We start from the raw sequence: 16,813 nt of genomic DNA, 5'->3' as shown, positions 1-16,813 counted from the left end.
GAGTCGTCGCATCGACCGTACCCGGCCGACACACGAAAGCCCCTCACCGAAGGACGGTGAGGGGCTGTACGGGGTTGAGCCGGGCTCAGTACCAGTGGTTGGCCTGCCAGAAGGTCCACGCCTCGCACGGGCTGCCGTAGCGCGAGTCCATGTAGTTCAGGCCCCACTTGATCTGGGTGGCCGGGTTGGTCTGCCAGTCGGAACCGGCCGAGGAGTACTTGGAGGCGGGCAGTGCCTGGAAGAGGCCGTAGGCGCCGGAGGAGGCGTTGACCGCCGTGTAGTTCCAGCTCGACTCGTGGTCGACGATGTTGCTGAAGCACTGGAACTGGGCGCTGGGCACCATCTGGCGGGCCATCGCCTGGATCTCGGCGGTGCTGTAGGAGCTCTGGACGGTGAAGTCGGAGGCGTCGCGGGTGGAGCTGCGGCTGGTCTCCTGCTCCTGCTCCTGCTCGCGCTCCTTCGCGTCCTGCGCGGCCTTCTTGGCCGCCGCGTCGGCCTGCTTCTTCTTGGCGACCGCGGTGTCGGCGGCGGCCTTGCGCGCCGCTTCCTCGGCCTCCTTCTTGGCACCCGCGTCCGCGGCGATGGCCTGCGCGTCGGCCTGCTGCGTCAGGGACGCCGTCTGCACCTGGGCCTGTTGTCCCGCGGGGATGTCCGCGAGGAGCGTGGTGCCACTGGCCGTCGCCTCGGCGTCGTTGTTGGTGCCCTGCATGGTGCTGCCCGAGGCAACACCGACGACGCTTCCGACAGCGGTGACCGCCGTGGCCGAGGCCACTGCGAATCCCCGGACCGAGATCCGGCTCACACGGTTTCCTTCCAGCATCGCCCGCTTCGGTGACCCTCGCGGACGCAATCGTGCCCCTGAACGCTGGCCTCCCCAACTTCGGGGTCACGGGAGGCACGGGCCCGGTGGGCAACTCCCGACTGGGGAGCGCCGCGTGGTGCTCGGGCGGCATACGACGTGGCTATGGAGTTGACCTGGTGCTGCTGTGATTGCGTACCGCTGGGGGTACACGTGTGTCGTATGCGGGGCCTGACAGAACGGAGACTCTGCCGTACCCGGACGGCGTGAGGCAATCTTGAGTTGCGTGTGAAAGCTCACACCTCGTTTGGCCCGAACGATTTACGGAAACTCCCGCACGCGAAAGCGCCGCCCGGCTAGGCTCTTGGCCTTTTGCCGGACGGCGCCTGGGACAGTGCGCTCAGATGCGGCCGTCCTCCAGCATTTCGGTCACCAGTGCCGCGATCTGGGACCTTTCCGACCGGGTCAGCGTGACGTGCGCGAAGAGCGGATGCCCCTTCAGTTTCTCCACCACGGCGACGACTCCGTCGTAGCGGCCGACGCGCAGGTTGTCCCGCTGGGCCACGTCGTGGGTGAGCACGACCCGGGAGTCGGCGCCGATCCGGGAGAGCACGGTCAGCAGGACGTTGCGCTCCAGCGACTGGGCCTCGTCCACGATGACGAACGCGTCGTGCAGCGACCGGCCGCGGATGTGGGTGAGCGGGAGCACCTCCAGCATGCCGCGGGCGGTGATCTCCTCGATGACCTCGCGGCTGGTGACCGCGGAGAGCGTGTCGAAGACCGCCTGCGCCCAGGGGCTCATCTTCTCGGCCTCGGTGCCGGGCAGATAGCCCAGTTCCTGGCCGCCCACCGCGTACAGCGGCCGGAAGACCATCACCTTCTGGTGCTGGCGGCGCTCCAGGACCGCTTCCAGGCCCGCGCACAGGGCCAGCGCCGACTTGCCGGTGCCGGCCCGGCCGCCCATCGACACGATCCCGATGTCGGGGTCGAGGAGCAGGTCGAGGGCGATCCGCTGCTCGGCGCTGCGGCCCTTGATGCCGAACGCCTCCCGGTCGCCGCGCACCAGCCGCACCCCGCCCTCCGGGGTGACCCGGCCGAGCGCCTTGCCGCGCTCGGACTGGATGGTCAGCCCGGTGTGCACCGGCAGTTCGGCGGCCTCGGGCACGTGGACGTGCCCTTCCTCGAAGAGGATGTCCACCTGTTCGCCGGGCAGGGTCAGCTCGGCCATCCCGGTCCAGCCGGAGGAGTCCGTGATGGCCAGTTCGGCCCGGTACTCCTCGGCGAGCAGGCCCACGGAGGACGCCTTGATCCGCAGCGGGAGGTCCTTCGACACCACGGTGACGTCGAATCCCTCGGCCTGGAGGTTGCGGGCGACCGCGAGGATGCGGGAGTCGTTGTCGCCCAGCCGGTAGCCGCTGGGCAGCACGCTGGGGTCCGAGTGGTTGAGCTCCACCCGCAGGGTCCCGCCGAGCTCCCCGATCGGGATCGGGGCGTCGAGGCGGCCGTGCCGCACCCGGCAGTCGTCGAGCAGGCGCAGTGCCTGCCGGGCGAAGTAGCCGAGTTCGGGATGGTTCCGCTTGGCCTCCAGTTCCGTGACCACGACGATCGGGAGCACGACCTCGTGCTCGTCGAAGCGGCTCAGAGCGTTCGGATCGGCCAGCAGGACGCTGGTGTCGAGAACATAGGTGCGCCGGTCTGGCTTGGGGCGCTTTGCGCTGGTCACCACGGAAGGACGTACCCCCTCGGAAGAGGTCGGGGAGCGACGGAGTGGGGCTGGACCGGTCGACGGCCGCGATGCACACATCGCACGGGCCGGGGACCGGCCCTCCGCTGCGTCTCCCGTGCCATGACCGCACGGTCGGGCTGGTGCAAAGGGCCTCCCGGGCGGGACGGCCCCGTGCCGCCCGCTGAGAACCGACACCCGTGGTTCGGGTGTCGACCTGGTTGCTTTATGCCCTGGAAGAACCGCGGCCATGCCCCGGCATATGACGGCGCGCCGGTGAACTGTTCGTTACGCCTGGCTCGCGGGGCGCCCGGGACGGCCGCTGGGGCCGGCGGGGCGGGGGCGGCGGGGCCGGGTCCGGCCACACAGAAAAACGGGCCGGTCCGTGGGGGGGATACGGACCGGCCCGAGGGGGGGTTTCCACCATAACCCTTCGTGAGGGCTACTGGGCACATCGGCGCCAAACAACTACTCTCCGAATTCGTCCGGCGACGCCACGGTGGCCGTCGGACCCCCGGTTCAGGCGGGAATCATGGCCGGAACACAGCCCAGTCCCAGGGGAACCGGGTGCCATGGGAGACGTTGCACAGGGTCCGGCGCGCGCCTGCCCCCGTTCGGTGAAGCGCCCCCGGTTCCCCCTGTCGGGTGACATCACCGGCGAACGCGCACTTGACCCGGCACCGCGCAGCCCCCTCCGCTGCGCGGTGCCACCCACGTGGCTTTGCTCACGCGAATCAAGTTGGTCCGAACTTACGCGATCCCGCACGGCTCGATCGAGTCGCGGGACGCCGTGCGGGATAACGATGTGGAAACCGGGTGGAGATTCTCGGCGGAGCTACCGGGCGGATCACAGCGAACTACGCGAAGGGTTCTGTGCTGGGGTCGGTGCCGGTGCCGGTGGGCCGGCCGGGCTTGCGGGCGTCGACGAGGTGCCGGGAGCTGTGGGCCACGAAGGGCCCCTCGGTCTCGATCCGCTGATGCAGGGCGCGCAGCCGGGGCTCGTACGCCTCGACGGTGAACCCCGGGACCATCCACACCACCTTGCGCAGGAAGTGGACGACCGCGCCGATGTCGTGGAACTCCATCCGCAGCCGCTGGGCCCGCAGCTCCACCACCGCCAGCCCGGCGGCCTCGGCGGCGGCCCGCTCGTCCTCGGGATGCCGGTCCCGGCGGCTCGCCCGCGACCGCGGCCCGAGGAGGTACTCGACCAGCTCGAAGACACTGCCGGGCCCGACGTGCTGGGCGAAGTAGCCGCCGCCGGGCCGCAGTACCCGGGCGATCTCCGCCCACCGGGGCGTGACCGGATGCCGGCTGGTGACGAGGTCGAAGGCGGCGTCCGCGAAGGGCAGCGGCGCGTCCTCCGGTACGGCGACCACCGCGACGCCGCGCGGCCGCAGCAGGGCGGTGGCCCTGGCGGCGTTCGGTGCCCAGCCCTCGGTGGCGACGGTGAGCCGGGGCGGGCGCGGGGCCGCGCCGAGCGCGCCGTCCAGTACTTCGCCGCCGCCGGTCTGCACGTCCAGCACGGCGCCGGCCCCGGCCAGCCGTCCGGCCAGCGACCGGGCGTACCCCCAGGCGGGCCGCTCCTCGGTGGCCCGCCCCTCGAACCAGGAGAAGTCCCAGCCCTCGGTGGGCGCGGCGACGGCTTCGGCGACCAGGTCTTCGTAGCGGCGCATGGGTGCGGCTCCCAGGACGGCTAGGCGATGTACGGGCCGACGCCTTCCGCCGTGAAGCGGATGAAGCCCTCGGGGTCCGGTTCGTCGGCGGTCGGCTGGAGGACGACCGTGTCGGCGCCGGCCTCGGCCAGCCGCTCGACGGCTTCCGAGACGCGGGCCGCGTTCCCGGCGACGCCCAGGCCCGGTACGGAGTCCAGGCCCTCGGCGGCGAGTTCGGCGCGCAGCCGGGTTTCGGCGCCGGGGCCGGTGGCGGTGAGGAGGTGGACGACGATCTCGTGTCCGTCGGTGCGCCCGGCCGCCGCCCGGCCCTCGTCGACGAGCCGGCGGGCCTCCCGTACCCCGGCGGGCGAGGTGGCCGAGGTGAGCACCGTGCCGTCGGCCACCTCGCCGGACAGCCGCAGTGTGCGCGGGCCGGTGGCGCCGACGAACACCTCGGCGCCACCGCGCGGCGGCCAGTCGAGGGCGACGTCGTCGAGCCGGACGTAGCGGCCCTCGGTGCTGACCCGTTCGCCGGCCAGCAGGGCGCGCAGCGCGGTCACGTACTCGCGCAGCAGGGTCAGCGGCGACCCGGCCCGCGCGCCGACCTGGCCCATCCAGTCCTGCACGCCGTGGCCGACGCCGAGGACGACCCGCTCGGGGAACATCCGGTGCAGGGTGGCGGCCTCCATCGCGGTGACGGCGACGTTGCGCAGCGGTACGGGGAGCAGGCCGAGGCCGACCCGGGTCCGGTCGGTCCAGGCGAGCGCGGCGGCGGCGGTGGAGACGCCGCCCTCGCGGAAGCAGTCCTCCCACAGCCACAGTTCGTCGAGATCCGCCTCGTCGGCGGTGCGGGCCACGGCGCGCAGCCGCTCGGGGGCGAGTTGCGGACGGAACACGGCGCCGAGTGTCGTCATGGCCTCTTCCTACCGGGTGGTGATCGGCCGTACAACGGGATTTCGGTGCGGTGGCGGCCGTGCGGTGTTGTGCTGTGCTGTGCTGTGTTGAGCGGTGCTGTGTTGAGCGGTGCTGAGCTGAGTCGGGTGACAGGAGCATGCAGTGATTCCACCTCGTCTGGCCTCCCCGCTGGACCAGTTCGACTTCGCGCGGGGCCGGCTGGCCGCGCGGCTGACCGGGCCCGTCATGGACAGCGGGGACGGGTCGGAGACGGCGGTCGGTCCGCTGACCGACGCGGAGTACTTCTGGGAGCCGGTGCCGCGGTGCTGGTCGGTACGGCGGCGGACGGACGGGCCCGGGGCGCGGGCGGAGTCCTTGGCGGGCGCCCGCGCCGGCGCGTGGGGACGGGACGCGGCGCCCTACCCGCACCCGTGGCCGCCGCCCTTCACCACCCTCGCCTGGCGGCTGAGCCACCTCGCCGAGATGCTGGCGCTGCGCGCCGACCACACGGCCGGGAGCCACGCGCTGACGCGGGACGACATCCCGGTCCCGGGGGACGCGGCGGAGGCGGTCGCCGCGTTCGACGCCGGGGCGGCGGCGTGGCGGCGGGCGCTGCTGGGCACGGACGAGGCGGACCTGGACACGGTCGGCCGGTGCACCTACCCGCACGGCAGTGACGCGGAGGAGCCGTTCCTCGACATCGTGTGGTGGGTCAACCAGGAACTGCTGCACCACGGCGCGGAGATCGCCCTGCTGCGCGACCTGTACCGGGCGTCCGGCGGGCGGGCGGTCCGGTGAGGGGGCGCCGGTGGGCGGACGGCCGGGGCACGCTGGTCGTGCCGGGGGCGGCGGGTGACGGGACTGCGGTCCGGGTGCCGGTGGAGATCGCGGCGTCCTATCGGGCCCGTACCCGGGGGCTGCTGGGGCGGGACGCCGTGGCGGGGGCGATGCTGCTGACGCCGGCCGGGTCGGTGCACACGTTCCGGATGCGGATGCCGATCGACGTGGCGTATCTGGACCGGCGGTTCCGGGTGCTCGCGGTCCGCACGATGCGGCCGGGGCGGCTGGGCCTGCCCCGGCTTCGGTCGCGGCATGTGCTGGAGGCGGCGGCGGGGGCGATGGCCGGGTGGGGGGTGCGGGCGGGGGTTCGGGTGGAGGTCCGGGCGGAGGTGCGTCCGGACTGATGGATACGGGGGGTCAGTTCTCCGTCCGGGGGAAGGAGACCTCGACCCGGCGGTTCTTCTTGCGGCCCGGTTCGGTGGAGTTGTCGGAGATCGGGTACTGCTCGCCGTAGCCGCGTACCTCGTAGGTGATGCCGGGGTCGTTGAGGGCCTGGGAGAGCAGGTCGTGCACGGCGTTGGCGCGCTTCTTGGACAGCACGTCGCCGTGGGCGGAGGAGCCGAGGTTGTCGGTGAAGCCGAAGACGCGGATGCTGGTGGCGTTCTGCGCCTTGATCTCCGCGGCGATACCGGCGATCCGGGACTTGGCCTCGCCGCCGAGCGTCGCGCTGTCCTTGCCGAACAGCACCTCGGCCTGGAGCGCGAACTTCACGTCCGTGTTGGTGTCCTCCCGGCGCTCGTCCCCGCTCTGGTCCTCGACGACCGACTTGATGTCCAGCACCTTGGGGTCCCCGAGGGTGGCCCCCTCGGGCAGCTTCAGATCGGGGTCGTTGGGATCCACTTCCACGGGGGCGGCGGCGGTGGCCTCGGTGCCTGGGGGGACGCTGGGGGTGTCGTCGGCGTGGGCGGGCGCGGCGCCGGTGGCGAGGAGGGCGGCGACGCCGAGGGCTGCGGCGAGTCGGGTGCGGTTCATGGGGAGCCTCACCCGGAGATGGAGAGGGTCGCGCTGGCGAAGGTCGGCAGCTGGAAGGTGACCTCGGTGGTGCCGGCCGGCGGGGCGGGGAACTGCATGAAGACGGCGAGGGTTTCACCGGCCTTCATGGTCGAGAAGCCGGTGGTCGTCAGGGGGCGGCCGTCGGTGTCGCGGAGGACGTAGTAGCGCTTCTTGCCCTTCGGGTCGACGAGCGTGGCCCCGCCGAACGACCTGCCGTTCCTGGTGATCTCCGTTTCGTTGCCGCTGAGCGCCGACGGAACGGTGATGCTCTTGTCGCCGTCGTTCTTCAAGTCCGCGTTCACCGTGACGAAACCGCCGGCGTCGCGCTCGACGGAGGTGATCCGCAGGAACAGCCCGTCGGACCCCTTGAGCTCGGCCAGCGGCTCCTTCGAGTCACCGTTCTGCGTGGTGGGCGCCGGCTGGTCCGCGGTGGGGGTCGACGCCGATGCCTGCGGGTTCTTGCCCTCTCCGTCTCCGTCTCCGCCGCAGCCGACCGAGCAGAGGGCCAGCCCGGCCGCTACGGCCACGGCGGCCGCACTTCTGCGGACCTTGGCGGTGATCCAAACGCTCATGCCTCTGCTTCCTTCATCACTCGTCGTTCGCTGTCAGTCGGCCAGGTGGACGTCGAAGAGGTCCTCGGGATCGGGGAGAGCCGCGCGGTCCGCCGGGTCGGGCTCCCAGATCTCGCCGTCGCAGTCGAGTGGCGGGAGCTCCTCGTCGGGCGTCTCGCCGTCGGGGAGGTCGAACGTACACCGGGGCTCGATCACGGCCGTGGCGGTCTCCCGGGACCTCTGGTTCTCGGTGCCGGGGACGATGGAGTCCCCGACCGGCTTGTCGGTCCGCACCTCGACCGTAAAGCCCAGCGGTCCGTCGGGGCCGCAGGCCAGCACCTGGGCGTCGTTCCGGGCCGCCAGCTGGTCCGCCCGCCAGCACGTGGAGCCCAGGCCCGCGAACTCGCCCTCCAGGATCTCCTGCCACTTGGTGGGGTCGAGCAGGTTCACCACCCAGGCTCCCGCCAGTTGGTCACGGTATTCCTGGGCGGCCGCCAGTGCCGCCGCGTCCGCCGCCGTCTGGGCGCCGTTGCGATTGGCCGCCGCCTGGCCGACTGCGAGGTACGCGAACGCGAGAAAGAGCAGGCCGCCCACCACCGTGAGGTAGATGGGGAAAGCCTGCCCTGCGTCGCCGTGCTGCCGAAACGGCCTCAGCCGCCGGTGACTTCGCTGATCTTGGTGGTGATCGCGTCGAAGATCGTCTGCCCGATGCTCGTCCCCGTGATCGCCAGCACGATCGCCACCACCACCGCGATGATCCCCAGGTACTCCACCGCCGTCTGTCCCTTGTCGCCTCGGGCGGCGCGGGTCTGTAGGTAAGCGACCGTGGTGTGCAGCCAGTTGCCCATGGTGGTCCCCTTCGCGGTGGCCGGTGCCGGTGGCGGCACCGTACGGGGAGGCGGTCCGCGGCGCCGAGGGTCCCAGGGCCCAAAGCCGGGCCCACTTCGCGCGGCTCACCGGGGATCACTCCAGTTGCCCAGCCACTTCGCACTCGCCTCGGCGCGGCTGGCGCTGTGCAGCTTGGCGAAGATGCGGTTGATGTGGTTCTTCACCGTCTTCTCGCTGATGAAGCAGGCCCCGGCGATCTGCTGATTGGTCATGCCGGACGCGATGAGGTCCATGATCTCCGCCTCCCTGGCACTCAGCCGGAACCCCGCCCTGCCACCTGACGACTGTCCCACATCCGATTGCATTCGCGAAAGGTTTTCCAGCGAACGGGGTGAACTCGCCTGCGAGACAGCGCTATAGACAGTGCTATACGGAGGATGCGCCACCGCATCACCGTATGCATTCGCACTCCTGAGCTGCTGAAGCACCGCCCCCGCCGCCGTCGGCGAGAAGTGCGTGCGACCCGCTCCGGTGTCCCGTACCGCCGTGATCAGCTGGTCCGCGGTGAACTCGCCGTGCACCAGGTAGCCCCCGGCTCCCCGGCGCAGCGCCTCCCGTACCGTCTCGGACTCCCCGCTGTACGTCAGCATCAGCACCGGCGCGACGCGCACCAGGTGGGGCAGGGCGGTGAGGCCGTCGACGCCGGGCATGCGGACGTCCAGGAGGATCACGTCGGGGCGGTGCCGGTCGGCGGCCGCGCAGGCGCTCTGGCCGTCGGCGGCCTCGGCGACCACCGTGATGCCGGGATGGCCGGTGAGCAGGGCGGTGAGGCCGGCCCTGACGACCGGGTTGTCGTCGGCGATCACGACCCGCAGCGTGGTCGGGGGCGCCGGGACCGGGGGCGGCGGGGACGTCATCATGCTGTCTCCTCAACAGGGGGGAGGGCGGCCAGGGCCGCCAGCGGCAGGGTCAGCCGGACCCGCGTGCCCCGGCCCCGCTCGCCCGGTCCGACGTGGACCCGGGCGCCGATCGCGGCGGCCCGTTCCGCCATGCCGACCAGGCCGAAGTGGCCGGTTCTGCGCAGCCGGGCCAGGGAGGTGCCGTCGGGCAGGCCGGTGCCGTCGTCCTCGACCGTGATGACGAGGTGGTCGTCGTGGACGCCCGCCCGGACGTCGACCCGGGTGGGCGTGGCGTGCCGGTGGGCGTTGTCCAGGGCCTCTTCCGCGATGGTCAGGAGGTGGCGGGCGACGGCCGGGGCGACCGGGGGGACGGCGTGGTCGCCGGTGGGGTGGTAGGCGGCCGGGAGTCCGGTGCGGGTGCCGAAGTCCCGGGTGCGGGCGGCGAGTTCGACCAGGACGTCGGTGCCGTGGTCCGGGTCGGACTCGCGGCGCAGGTCGGCGAGGAGTTCCCGGGACTCGGCGGCGGCGCGGCGGGCCGAGCGGGCCACCAGGTCGGCCTGGCGGCGGATCAGGTCCGGGTCGGCGCGGTCGGCGGCGGCCGAGGCGGCCAGACCGTCGGCGGCGAGGGCGACGCCGTGCAGCGTCTTGGCGACGGAGTCGTGCAGTTCGCGGGCGAGCCGGGCGCGTTCGGCGCCGACCGCCTCGGTGGCGGCCAGCCGGGCCTGCACGGCGGTGAGGGCCTGGGTGGCGGTGCCGTAGCGGAGCAGCAGGCCGCGCAGGCTGGAGCCCACGGCGCCGCCGATGACGCACAGGCCGGGGAGCAGGAACGACTCCGCGACGCTCGGCGCGAAGTCGCGGGCCGTCGCCTGGGCCAGCAGCAGGATCAGTGACTGGAGCGAGGCGAAGCCGGCCGCGCCGCGCCAGCCGTAGACCAGGCCGGCCAGCAGCGGGGTGCAGACGCTGACGTAGGCGAGGGTGGTGTCGGGGCCGGCCGAGAAGAGGAGCAGGGCGCCGAAGAGGGTGTCGGCGGCCAGCAGGGTGGGGTGGCGCAGCAGCAGGGGGCCGAAGCGTTCCCAGTCGCGGAAGAGGACGTAGGAGCCCATGAAGGTGACGACCACGGCGGCGCCGACCAGCCGGGCGCCGGTGCCGGGGCTGGCGTTGAGCAGGGCGGCGGGGGCGGCCACCGCGATCATCGCCAGCCGGAAGCCGAAGACCTGGCGGCACAGCGCCTGGAGGGCGTTGACCTGGAGGCCGAGCGCGGGGGCCGGGCCGGCCGCCCCCGTCCCCGGGGTGTGGGCGCGGCGGCGCGGCAGCCCGGTCCGCCTCTCCATGAGCATCGTCACCCGCCTCGCCTACTCACCGGTGATGGTGCCGAAGTCGGTGCCGGAGCCCAGGATCAGTCCGGCGCCGAGCAGGATCATGGTGGCCGGGACCATGAACGTGGTGATCATCATGGTGGCCTTGGGGACCGCGCGGGCGGCCTTGCGGCGGGCGTTCTGCGCGTCGGTGCGGCGCATGTCCTTGGCGAGGGAGACCAGCGTGTCGACGATGGGGGCGCCCAGTTCCTCGCCCTGCTGGAGCGCGGTGACGAACATGGCGACCTGTTCGGAGTCGTTGCGCCGGCGCAGTTCCGCGAACGCCTGGCGGCGGCTCATGCCCAGGTCCATCTGGCGCAGGGTGATGCGGAGTTCGTCGGCCCACGGGCCCTCGTAGCGGGTCGCCACCCGGTCCAGGGCCTGGCGGAAGCCGAGGCCGGCGCTGACCACGACCGCGAGGACGTCCAGGAAGTCCGGCAGGGTGCGCTCGATGACGTCCTTGCGGACCCGGATCGCGGACCAGATGCCGACCTCGGTCCAGAACGCGCCGAAGGCCAGCAGGAGCAGGGCGACCAGGTACTGGCCGCGGAGGAGGAAGACCAGGAAGCCTACGGCGCCCAGTGCGCCGTAGACCGCGCGGCGGGCGGCGTAGCGGTCGATGGTCAGGCCGCCGGGGTTGCCGGCCAGGTCGATGCGGCGGCGGTACCTGGCGACCCGCCCCGGTCCCATCAGGCGCAGCACGGCGGGCGCGTAGCGCATGCCCATGCGGTCGATGAGGGAGTCGACGGCGCCGGTGCGGGTGGCGCCGATCTCCAGGGCGAGCACCAGGTCGCTGGGGAGCTTGGCGTCCGCCCGGTACATCCGGATGCCGGCGAAGACGCCCCAGACGGCCAGGCCCATGAGGGCGGCGAGCAGCAGTGCCATGACATGACCTCCCTAGACGTCGATACGGGACAGGCGGCGGATGAGGACGAAGCCGATGGCGTACAGGGTGAAGGCGACCAGGACCGCGATCTGTCCGGCCGGGGAGCCCGTCATGCGTTCCAGGGCGCCGTCCTTCACCCCGTTCATCAGGAACAGCGAGCCGACGCCGAGCGCCGGGACGGCGTACGAGGTCATGTTGACCTGGGAGAGCTGGGTGCGGACCTCGCGCCGGGTCTCCTTGCGCTCCTCCAGGGTCTCGGTGAGGTTGCGCAGGGCGCTGACCACCTGGCCGCCGGCCCGGTTGGACAGCACCAGGGTGGTGACCAGGACGACGAGTTCGCGGGAGGGCAGCCGGGCGGCGAGTTCGCCGAGCGCGTCGTCCATCGAGGCGCCGACCGCGAGTTGGCTGGCGACCTTGCCGAGTTCCTCGCCGGCCGGGGCCTCCAGTTCCTCCGCCGCCATGCCGACGGCGGTGCGCAGGGCGAGTCCGGCCTGGGTGGCGTTGGCGAGGATGCGGGCCAGTTCGGGGAGCTGGTTGATGAACTTCTCGATGCGTTTCTGGCGCTGCCAGTTGAGGAACAGGACCGCGACCCAGACGCCGAGCGCCCCGGCCAGCGGGCCGAAGAACGGAGCCAGCGCGGCCTGGCCGATCAGCCAGAGGCCGGCCACCGTGGCCAGCATGTAGACGAAGAACTCGCCCGGGGTGACGTCCAGGCCGGTGGCGGACAGCCGCAGTTCGAGGTCCCGGCCGAGCCGGGTGCGGCGCAGCCTGCGGTCCAGGTTCGGGAAGTGCCGGCGGCGGCCGGCGTACGTGGTCTGCCCGGTGGCGGCCAGCCGGTCGACCAGCGCCTGGCGCTGGGCCCGTCCGGCGGCGTAGGAGTGCAGGCCGGCGACGGCCAGCACGCAGGTCAGCAGGGTGATGCCGGTGGTGAGCGGGACGAGGGCGGACAGTTCCATCGGCAGGCTCCTACCGGGTCTCTCGGGTGGCGAGCTGTTCCGCCGTGCGCGCGACGCCGAACGCCTGCGGGACGGGCTGGCTGGCCATGTGCAGGCGGTCGGCGGTGCGGCGGGGCAGCGGATGGTGCTCGTAGCCGCCGTGCACGCGGCCGTCGGGGGTCATCGGCTGGGCGTGGAACCGGGCGACCGTGGTCAGCCGGTACGGTTCCCCGCCGTGGCTGGCCAGCAGGGCGACCTCGGTGATCCGGCGGGCGCCGTCCGGGAAGCGGGTGAGCTGCACCAGTACGTCCACGGCGCTGTTGATCTGGTCGTGCAGGGCGACGAAGGGCACCTCCACGTCGGACATGGAGGCCAGCGTCTGGAGCCGCATCAGGGCGTCCTCGGCGCTGTTGGCGTGCACGGTGGCGAGCGAGCCGTCGTGGCCGGTCGACATGGCCTGGAGCATGTCCAGGGACTCGCCGCCGCGCACCTCGCCGACGACGATCCGGTCGGGCCGCATCCGCAGCGAGTTGCGGACCAGGTCGCGGATGGTGATGACGCCCTTGCCCTCGACGTTGGGCGGGCGCGACTCCAGGCGGATGACGTGCGACTGCTGGAGCTGGAGTTCGGCGGAGTCCTCGATGGTGATGATGCGCTCGTGCTCCGGGATCAGCCCCGACAGCGCGTTGAGGAGGGTGGTCTTGCCGGTGCCGGTGGCGCCCGAGACGATGATGTTGAACCGGGCCCGCACCAGCCCCGCCAGCAGATACAGCATGTGCTCGTCCAGCGAGCCGAGGCCGATCAGCTCCTGGAGGGTGAAGGAGCGCGGGAAGCGGCGGATGGTGAGGGTGGCGCCGGTCAGGGAGAGCGGCGGGATGATCACGTTCACCCGCTCCCCGGACGGGAGCCGGGCGTCGACCATCGGGTTCGACTCGTCGACGCGCCGGTTGACGGTGGAGACGATCCGCTCGATGGTCTGCATCAGCTGGTCGTGCGAGGCGAACCGGATGGGGAGCTGCTCCACCTTCCCGCCGCGCTCCACGAAGATCGCGTCGGGCCCGTTGACCATGATCTCGGTGATGGAGGCGTCTTCGAGGAGGGGTTCCAGGATGCCGAGGCCGAGGGCCTCGTCGACCACCCGCCGGATCAGCTGCGAGCGTTCGACGGTCGACAGGACCGGGCCCTCGCGGCTGATGATGTGCCCGAGCACCCGCTCCAGGCGGGCCCGCCGCTCGGCGGCGGCCAGCGAACTCATCTCGGCCAGGTCGATCTCTTCCAGCAGCTTGGACCGGTACGAGGCGACCAGGTGGCCGTCCTCGCCCCGGCTGCCGTGCTCCTCGGGGGAGTGGATGCGCGCGCGCAGGCTCATGCGTCCGGTGCTCCTAGCTCAGTGGTCCAGCGGCATGGTGGCGGTCCTGGTGGCGGTCCCGAAGTCCCAGCCGGGGACGACGGAGGGGATGTCGACGGTGGCGGTGACGGTGACCTCGTCGCCGCCGCCGGAACTGGTGCAGCCGACGGACAGCCAGTCGCTGACCGCCCGGGCGCAGCCGTCCTGGGCGCCGAGGTCCAGCGACGCGGCCCGCGCCCCGGCCCGGGCCGCCGTACCCGCCTGCTGGGCGGTGTAGGCGACCAGGCCGAGCTGTACGGCGGCCAGCGCGACCAGCACCAGGACCGGCAGGAAGCCGAGGTACTCGATGGCGACCTGGCCCCGGTCGCCGCGCTCGCGTCGGTACGGCATCTCAGTCCGTCTCCTCCTCGACCGCGCCCGCGTGGCCGCGGACCGTGAAGGGCAGCCCGAAGGCGCCCGGGAAGAGCACCGGGACCTGGAGTTCGACGGTCGACGTGACATATCCGCCCCCGGTCGCGCAGTTGGCGCTGCCGCTCCACGCGTCCGGCAGCTTGTCGAGGCCGGCCGCCCGGCAGGCGGCCCCCCGCTCCCCCGGCGCGGCCGCGGTGCCCGCCCGTACCGCCTCGTCGGCGGCATTCCCCGCCAGCGTGTACGTGTAACCCACCAGCACGAGCTGCCACAGCACCACCAGCGTCACCAGGATCACCGGGGTCATGCCGAGGAACTCGATGGTGACCTGGCCCCGGTCCTGACGTAACGGCGTCCTCATGCGGCACCGCCCCTGCGCCTGACGCAACGGCGTCCTCATCCCGCACCGCCCCTGCGCCGCCGCAGCGTCACCGCGCCCCGGTCGCCGCGGAACCGGCCGCTCTTCTGCACGGCGGTGCCGGGCGCCTTGACCAGGCCGAGTTCGGCGGCGAGGCCCCACAGGGCCTGCCGTACGGTGCCCCGGCCATCCAGTTCGTGCAGCCGGCCGGCGTCCACGGCGGCCTGGAGTTCCTTGAAGTGGGCGGGGATGGTGGTGGCGGCGACCGCGGTGCCGGTGATGCGGCCGATCAGCGGCGGCTGGATCTCCGTACCGCGGGTGTGCCGGTTGACGACCACGGTGGTCTCCTCGGCCTTGCGGATCTGCAGCCGGTCCCACATCCGCACCGCCCGCTTGGCGCCCCGGACGGCGACCACGTCCGGGGTGGTGACCAGCAGCGCGGTGTCGGCCATCTCGACGGCGGCCGCGCCGGCCCCGCCGAGCTGGGCGCCGCAGTCGATGACGACGACGTCGTAGCGGGAGCGCAGGGCGCCGACGATCTGCCGGGCGGCCCGGTCGGTGACGTCCTCGCCGCGTTCGCCCTCGGCGGGGGCGAGCAGCAGGGCGAGGCCGCTGTCGTGCCGGAAGACGGCGTCGGCCAGCACACGCGGCGAGATGTCGGTGATGGTGGCGAGGTCCACCACCGAGCGGCGGAACTGGACGTCCAGGTAGGCGGCGATGTCGCCGGTCTGGAGGTCGAGGTCGAGCAGCGCGGTGGCCCGGCCGGACGCCTGCGCGGCCAGGGCCAGCTGCACGGCGGTGACGGTGGTGCCGACGCCGCCCTTGGCGCCGCTGACGGTGACGACGGTGCCGCCCGTGCCGGCGAAGACGTCGCCGCCGCTGCCGAGGTGGCGGCGCACCCCGACCGCCCACTGGGCGACGACGTGAACGCGGCCGGCCAGTTCCTCGTAGTTGAGGGGGAGGGCGATCAGGCCCCGGGCGCCGTAGTCCATGGCCGCCTGGAACAGGCCGGGACTGGCGTCGGAGCTGACCAGGATGACGCCGACGGCGGGGAAGCGCAGGGCGACCTCGCGAATCAGTTCGAGGGCCGGCACCGGGCCGATCCGCTCGTGCACGACGACGACCTCGGGGAGTTCCTCGACCGACTCGGCGGCGAGCCGGGCGAGGGTGTCGATGAGCTGGGTGGAGTCGGTGACGGGGGCCACCGGCTCGGCGTCGGGGAGCTGGCTGAGCAGGGTGGTGAGGGACCGGACCGCGTCCGCGTCGCCGACCGCCGGGAGAATCCTGGTGACCATCCGGGCCTCTCACTTGTCCTTCGCGAGTTCGTACGTCCGGTCCTGCTCGGGCACGGTGGTGTCGCCGCCGGGGGCGACCAGCGCGAGCCGGACCCGCTGGGCGAACGACTCCGCGTAGGTGATGCGCTGGGCGTCGAGGGCGGACAGCGCGAAGGTGATGGGGACGGCCTCGGAGGCGTCCCGGCGGGTGCTGTTCTCGTCGGGTTCCAGCGAGGTCAGCTTGCCGACGTCCAGGACTCTGGCGTTGGTCACGATGATCTTCGACTGGTCGGGGTCGCCCTCCCGGGCGCCCTCGAAGGTGGCGTAGACGTTGACCGCGGAGCCGGGGGTGATCTTGCCGGCCACGCCGGTGGCCGCGTCGATCATGATGGCGACCTCCTGCTGCCCCGGCTGGAGGGCGGGCTGGTCGACGATCATGTCGCTCTGGAGCAGGGAGCCGCTCTTGAGCGTGGTCACGGCGATCTTGCCGCGGATGGCGGCGAGGTCGGTGACGGCGTTGTCGGACAGCCACCGCTCGGGCATCTCGATCTTCTCGAACTGGCCGGCGCTGAGGGTCGTGTACGGCGCGATGTCGTCCTTGAGCCGGTACGCGGTGACCTCCGGGCCGACCTTGGACTGCACGTCGTTGATGACGGACAGGACGCCGGCGAAGGCGCCAAAGGCGCACAGGACCGACAGGATGAGCAGGATCACGCCGCGGCGCTGACGGGAGTTCATGGGCCGTACAACCTCACCGGTGCTGTCGGTCGGGCGGGGGCTGGGGCGGAGGGCTCGGGACGCGGGCCGGACACGCCGTCACCCGCTGGGGCCGGCGGGCAGCGCGCCGCGCGGGGGGCTGTCCGGGACGGGGGCGGCGGGTCCGGCCGTGGAGCCGTTCGCGGGGCGCTCCGGGGCACCGTTCGCGGGGCCGTCCGGGGGGCCGTCCGGTGGGCCGCCGCCGTACTGGATTCCGTACTGGCTCCCGTACCGGCCGCCGGTGGTGGTGCGGCTCGCGTGCCGGCCGTACTGGATTCCGTACGGGCTCGCGTACGAGGTTCCGTTCGGGGCGC

General features: G+C 72.7%; 19 protein-coding genes. 2 read left to right on the top strand and 17 right to left on the bottom strand.

Annotated features, from left to right (window positions below; genetic code table 11):
- Nucleotides 1-85: 85 nt before the first annotated feature.
- From ACTT8P_RS12045 to ACTT8P_RS12030, 4 genes are all read right to left on the bottom strand, one after another.
- On the bottom strand, nt 86-802 hold the full coding sequence (locus tag ACTT8P_RS12045; RefSeq protein ID WP_442831581.1) for a lytic transglycosylase domain-containing protein: 717 nt from the start codon (nt 800-802) through the stop codon (nt 86-88).
- 397 nt (nt 803-1,199) lie between these two features.
- Complete coding sequence (locus ACTT8P_RS12040; protein WP_442831580.1) at nt 1,200-2,525, bottom strand: PhoH family protein; 1,326 nt, start codon at nt 2,523-2,525, stop codon at nt 1,200-1,202.
- An 854-nt stretch (nt 2,526-3,379) separates the two neighbouring features.
- Nucleotides 3,380-4,195 (bottom strand): methyltransferase domain-containing protein, encoded by an 816-nt coding sequence (locus tag ACTT8P_RS12035; protein ID WP_442831579.1) that lies wholly within the window; start codon nt 4,193-4,195, stop codon nt 3,380-3,382.
- A 20-nt stretch (nt 4,196-4,215) separates the two neighbouring features.
- Entirely contained in the window at nt 4,216-5,088 is an 873-nt protein-coding gene (locus tag ACTT8P_RS12030; protein ID WP_442831578.1) for an LLM class flavin-dependent oxidoreductase, read from the bottom strand.
- A 142-nt stretch (nt 5,089-5,230) separates the two neighbouring features.
- Between ACTT8P_RS12030 and ACTT8P_RS12025 the strand changes: the two genes are divergently transcribed.
- A complete protein-coding gene (locus ACTT8P_RS12025) occupies nt 5,231-5,866 on the top strand; it encodes a DinB family protein (protein WP_442831577.1) in 636 nt (211 codons plus the stop codon).
- Entirely contained in the window at nt 5,863-6,252 is a 390-nt protein-coding gene (locus tag ACTT8P_RS12020) for a DUF192 domain-containing protein (RefSeq protein ID WP_442831576.1), read from the top strand. The genes ACTT8P_RS12025 and ACTT8P_RS12020 overlap by 4 nt, the downstream gene beginning before the upstream one ends.
- A gap of 13 nt (nt 6,253-6,265) precedes the next feature.
- Here the strand turns inward: ACTT8P_RS12020 and ACTT8P_RS12015 are convergent, their stop codons facing one another.
- The 13 genes from ACTT8P_RS12015 to cpaB all read right to left on the bottom strand — a co-directional run bounded on the left by ACTT8P_RS12015 (nt 6,266) and on the right by cpaB (nt 16,481).
- Nucleotides 6,266-6,880, bottom strand: a complete 615-nt coding sequence (locus tag ACTT8P_RS12015) for an OmpA family protein (RefSeq protein ID WP_442831575.1) — start codon at nt 6,878-6,880, stop codon at nt 6,266-6,268.
- An 8-nt stretch (nt 6,881-6,888) separates the two neighbouring features.
- Nucleotides 6,889-7,473 (bottom strand): hypothetical protein, encoded by a 585-nt coding sequence (locus ACTT8P_RS12010; RefSeq protein ID WP_442831574.1) that lies wholly within the window; start codon nt 7,471-7,473, stop codon nt 6,889-6,891.
- A gap of 33 nt (nt 7,474-7,506) precedes the next feature.
- Nucleotides 7,507-8,106 (bottom strand): pilus assembly protein TadG-related protein, encoded by a 600-nt coding sequence (locus ACTT8P_RS12005; RefSeq protein ID WP_442831594.1) that lies wholly within the window; start codon nt 8,104-8,106, stop codon nt 7,507-7,509.
- Nucleotides 8,103-8,300, bottom strand: coding sequence for a Flp family type IVb pilin (locus tag ACTT8P_RS12000; protein WP_442831573.1), 198 nt, complete (start codon nt 8,298-8,300; stop codon nt 8,103-8,105). The genes ACTT8P_RS12005 and ACTT8P_RS12000 overlap by 4 nt, the downstream gene beginning before the upstream one ends.
- A gap of 105 nt (nt 8,301-8,405) precedes the next feature.
- Nucleotides 8,406-9,197 (bottom strand): response regulator, encoded by a 792-nt coding sequence (locus ACTT8P_RS11995; RefSeq protein WP_442831593.1) that lies wholly within the window; start codon nt 9,195-9,197, stop codon nt 8,406-8,408.
- Entirely contained in the window at nt 9,197-10,510 is a 1,314-nt protein-coding gene (locus ACTT8P_RS11990) for a sensor histidine kinase (RefSeq protein ID WP_442831572.1), read from the bottom strand. Before ACTT8P_RS11990 ends, ACTT8P_RS11995 begins: the two co-directional genes overlap by 1 nt.
- 21 nt (nt 10,511-10,531) lie before the next feature.
- Nucleotides 10,532-11,419 (bottom strand): DUF5936 domain-containing protein, encoded by an 888-nt coding sequence (locus tag ACTT8P_RS11985; RefSeq protein WP_442831571.1) that lies wholly within the window; start codon nt 11,417-11,419, stop codon nt 10,532-10,534.
- A 12-nt stretch (nt 11,420-11,431) separates the two neighbouring features.
- Nucleotides 11,432-12,376: a type II secretion system F family protein gene (locus ACTT8P_RS11980; protein ID WP_442831570.1), complete on the bottom strand. Its 945-nt coding sequence runs from the start codon at nt 12,374-12,376 to the stop codon at nt 11,432-11,434.
- Between the two features lie 10 nt (nt 12,377-12,386).
- Nucleotides 12,387-13,724: a CpaF family protein gene (locus ACTT8P_RS11975; RefSeq protein ID WP_442831569.1), complete on the bottom strand. Its 1,338-nt coding sequence runs from the start codon at nt 13,722-13,724 to the stop codon at nt 12,387-12,389.
- Nucleotides 13,725-13,742: 18 nt separating this feature from the next.
- Nucleotides 13,743-14,093 (bottom strand): TadE/TadG family type IV pilus assembly protein, encoded by a 351-nt coding sequence (locus ACTT8P_RS11970; protein ID WP_442831568.1) that lies wholly within the window; start codon nt 14,091-14,093, stop codon nt 13,743-13,745.
- A 1-nt stretch (nt 14,094) separates the two neighbouring features.
- Entirely contained in the window at nt 14,095-14,472 is a 378-nt protein-coding gene (locus tag ACTT8P_RS11965; protein ID WP_442831567.1) for a TadE/TadG family type IV pilus assembly protein, read from the bottom strand.
- 35 nt (nt 14,473-14,507) lie between these two features.
- Nucleotides 14,508-15,764, bottom strand: a complete 1,257-nt coding sequence (locus tag ACTT8P_RS11960) for an AAA family ATPase (RefSeq protein ID WP_442831566.1) — start codon at nt 15,762-15,764, stop codon at nt 14,508-14,510.
- Nucleotides 15,765-15,773: 9 nt separating this feature from the next.
- Nucleotides 15,774-16,481, bottom strand: coding sequence for a Flp pilus assembly protein CpaB (gene cpaB / locus ACTT8P_RS11955; protein ID WP_442831565.1), 708 nt, complete (start codon nt 16,479-16,481; stop codon nt 15,774-15,776).
- Between the last annotated feature and the right edge of the window lie 332 nt (nt 16,482-16,813).

It is taken from the genome of Streptomyces sp. JW3, assembly GCF_052216785.1.
GTDB lineage: Bacteria > Actinomycetota > Actinomycetes > Streptomycetales > Streptomycetaceae > Streptomyces.
Note: the sequence above shows the minus strand (reverse complement) of the source record. Positions and strands in the feature narration are given on the sequence as shown.

Coding starts and splice junctions, on each gene's coding strand:
- ACTT8P_RS11990 (WP_442831572.1), bottom strand. CDS start 10,510: ATGGAGAGGCGGACCGGGCTGCCGCGCCGCCGCGCCCACACCCCGGGG.
- ACTT8P_RS11975 (WP_442831569.1), bottom strand. CDS start 13,724: ATGAGCCTGCGCGCGCGCATCCACTCCCCCGAGGAGCACGGCAGCCGG.
- ACTT8P_RS12010 (WP_442831574.1), bottom strand. CDS start 7,473: ATGAGCGTTTGGATCACCGCCAAGGTCCGCAGAAGTGCGGCCGCCGTG.
- ACTT8P_RS11970 (WP_442831568.1), bottom strand. CDS start 14,093: ATGCCGTACCGACGCGAGCGCGGCGACCGGGGCCAGGTCGCCATCGAG.
- ACTT8P_RS11985 (WP_442831571.1), bottom strand. CDS start 11,419: ATGGCACTGCTGCTCGCCGCCCTCATGGGCCTGGCCGTCTGGGGCGTC.
- ACTT8P_RS12015 (WP_442831575.1), bottom strand. CDS start 6,880: ATGAACCGCACCCGACTCGCCGCAGCCCTCGGCGTCGCCGCCCTCCTC.
- ACTT8P_RS11980 (WP_442831570.1), bottom strand. CDS start 12,376: ATGGAACTGTCCGCCCTCGTCCCGCTCACCACCGGCATCACCCTGCTG.
- ACTT8P_RS11965 (WP_442831567.1), bottom strand. CDS start 14,472: ATGAGGACGCCGTTACGTCAGGACCGGGGCCAGGTCACCATCGAGTTC.
- ACTT8P_RS12035 (WP_442831579.1), bottom strand. CDS start 4,195: ATGCGCCGCTACGAAGACCTGGTCGCCGAAGCCGTCGCCGCGCCCACC.
- ACTT8P_RS11995 (WP_442831593.1), bottom strand. CDS start 9,197: ATGACGTCCCCGCCGCCCCCGGTCCCGGCGCCCCCGACCACGCTGCGG.
- ACTT8P_RS11960 (WP_442831566.1), bottom strand. CDS start 15,764: ATGGTCACCAGGATTCTCCCGGCGGTCGGCGACGCGGACGCGGTCCGG.
- ACTT8P_RS12000 (WP_442831573.1), bottom strand. CDS start 8,300: ATGGGCAACTGGCTGCACACCACGGTCGCTTACCTACAGACCCGCGCC.
- ACTT8P_RS12030 (WP_442831578.1), bottom strand. CDS start 5,088: ATGACGACACTCGGCGCCGTGTTCCGTCCGCAACTCGCCCCCGAGCGG.
- cpaB (WP_442831565.1), bottom strand. CDS start 16,481: ATGAACTCCCGTCAGCGCCGCGGCGTGATCCTGCTCATCCTGTCGGTC.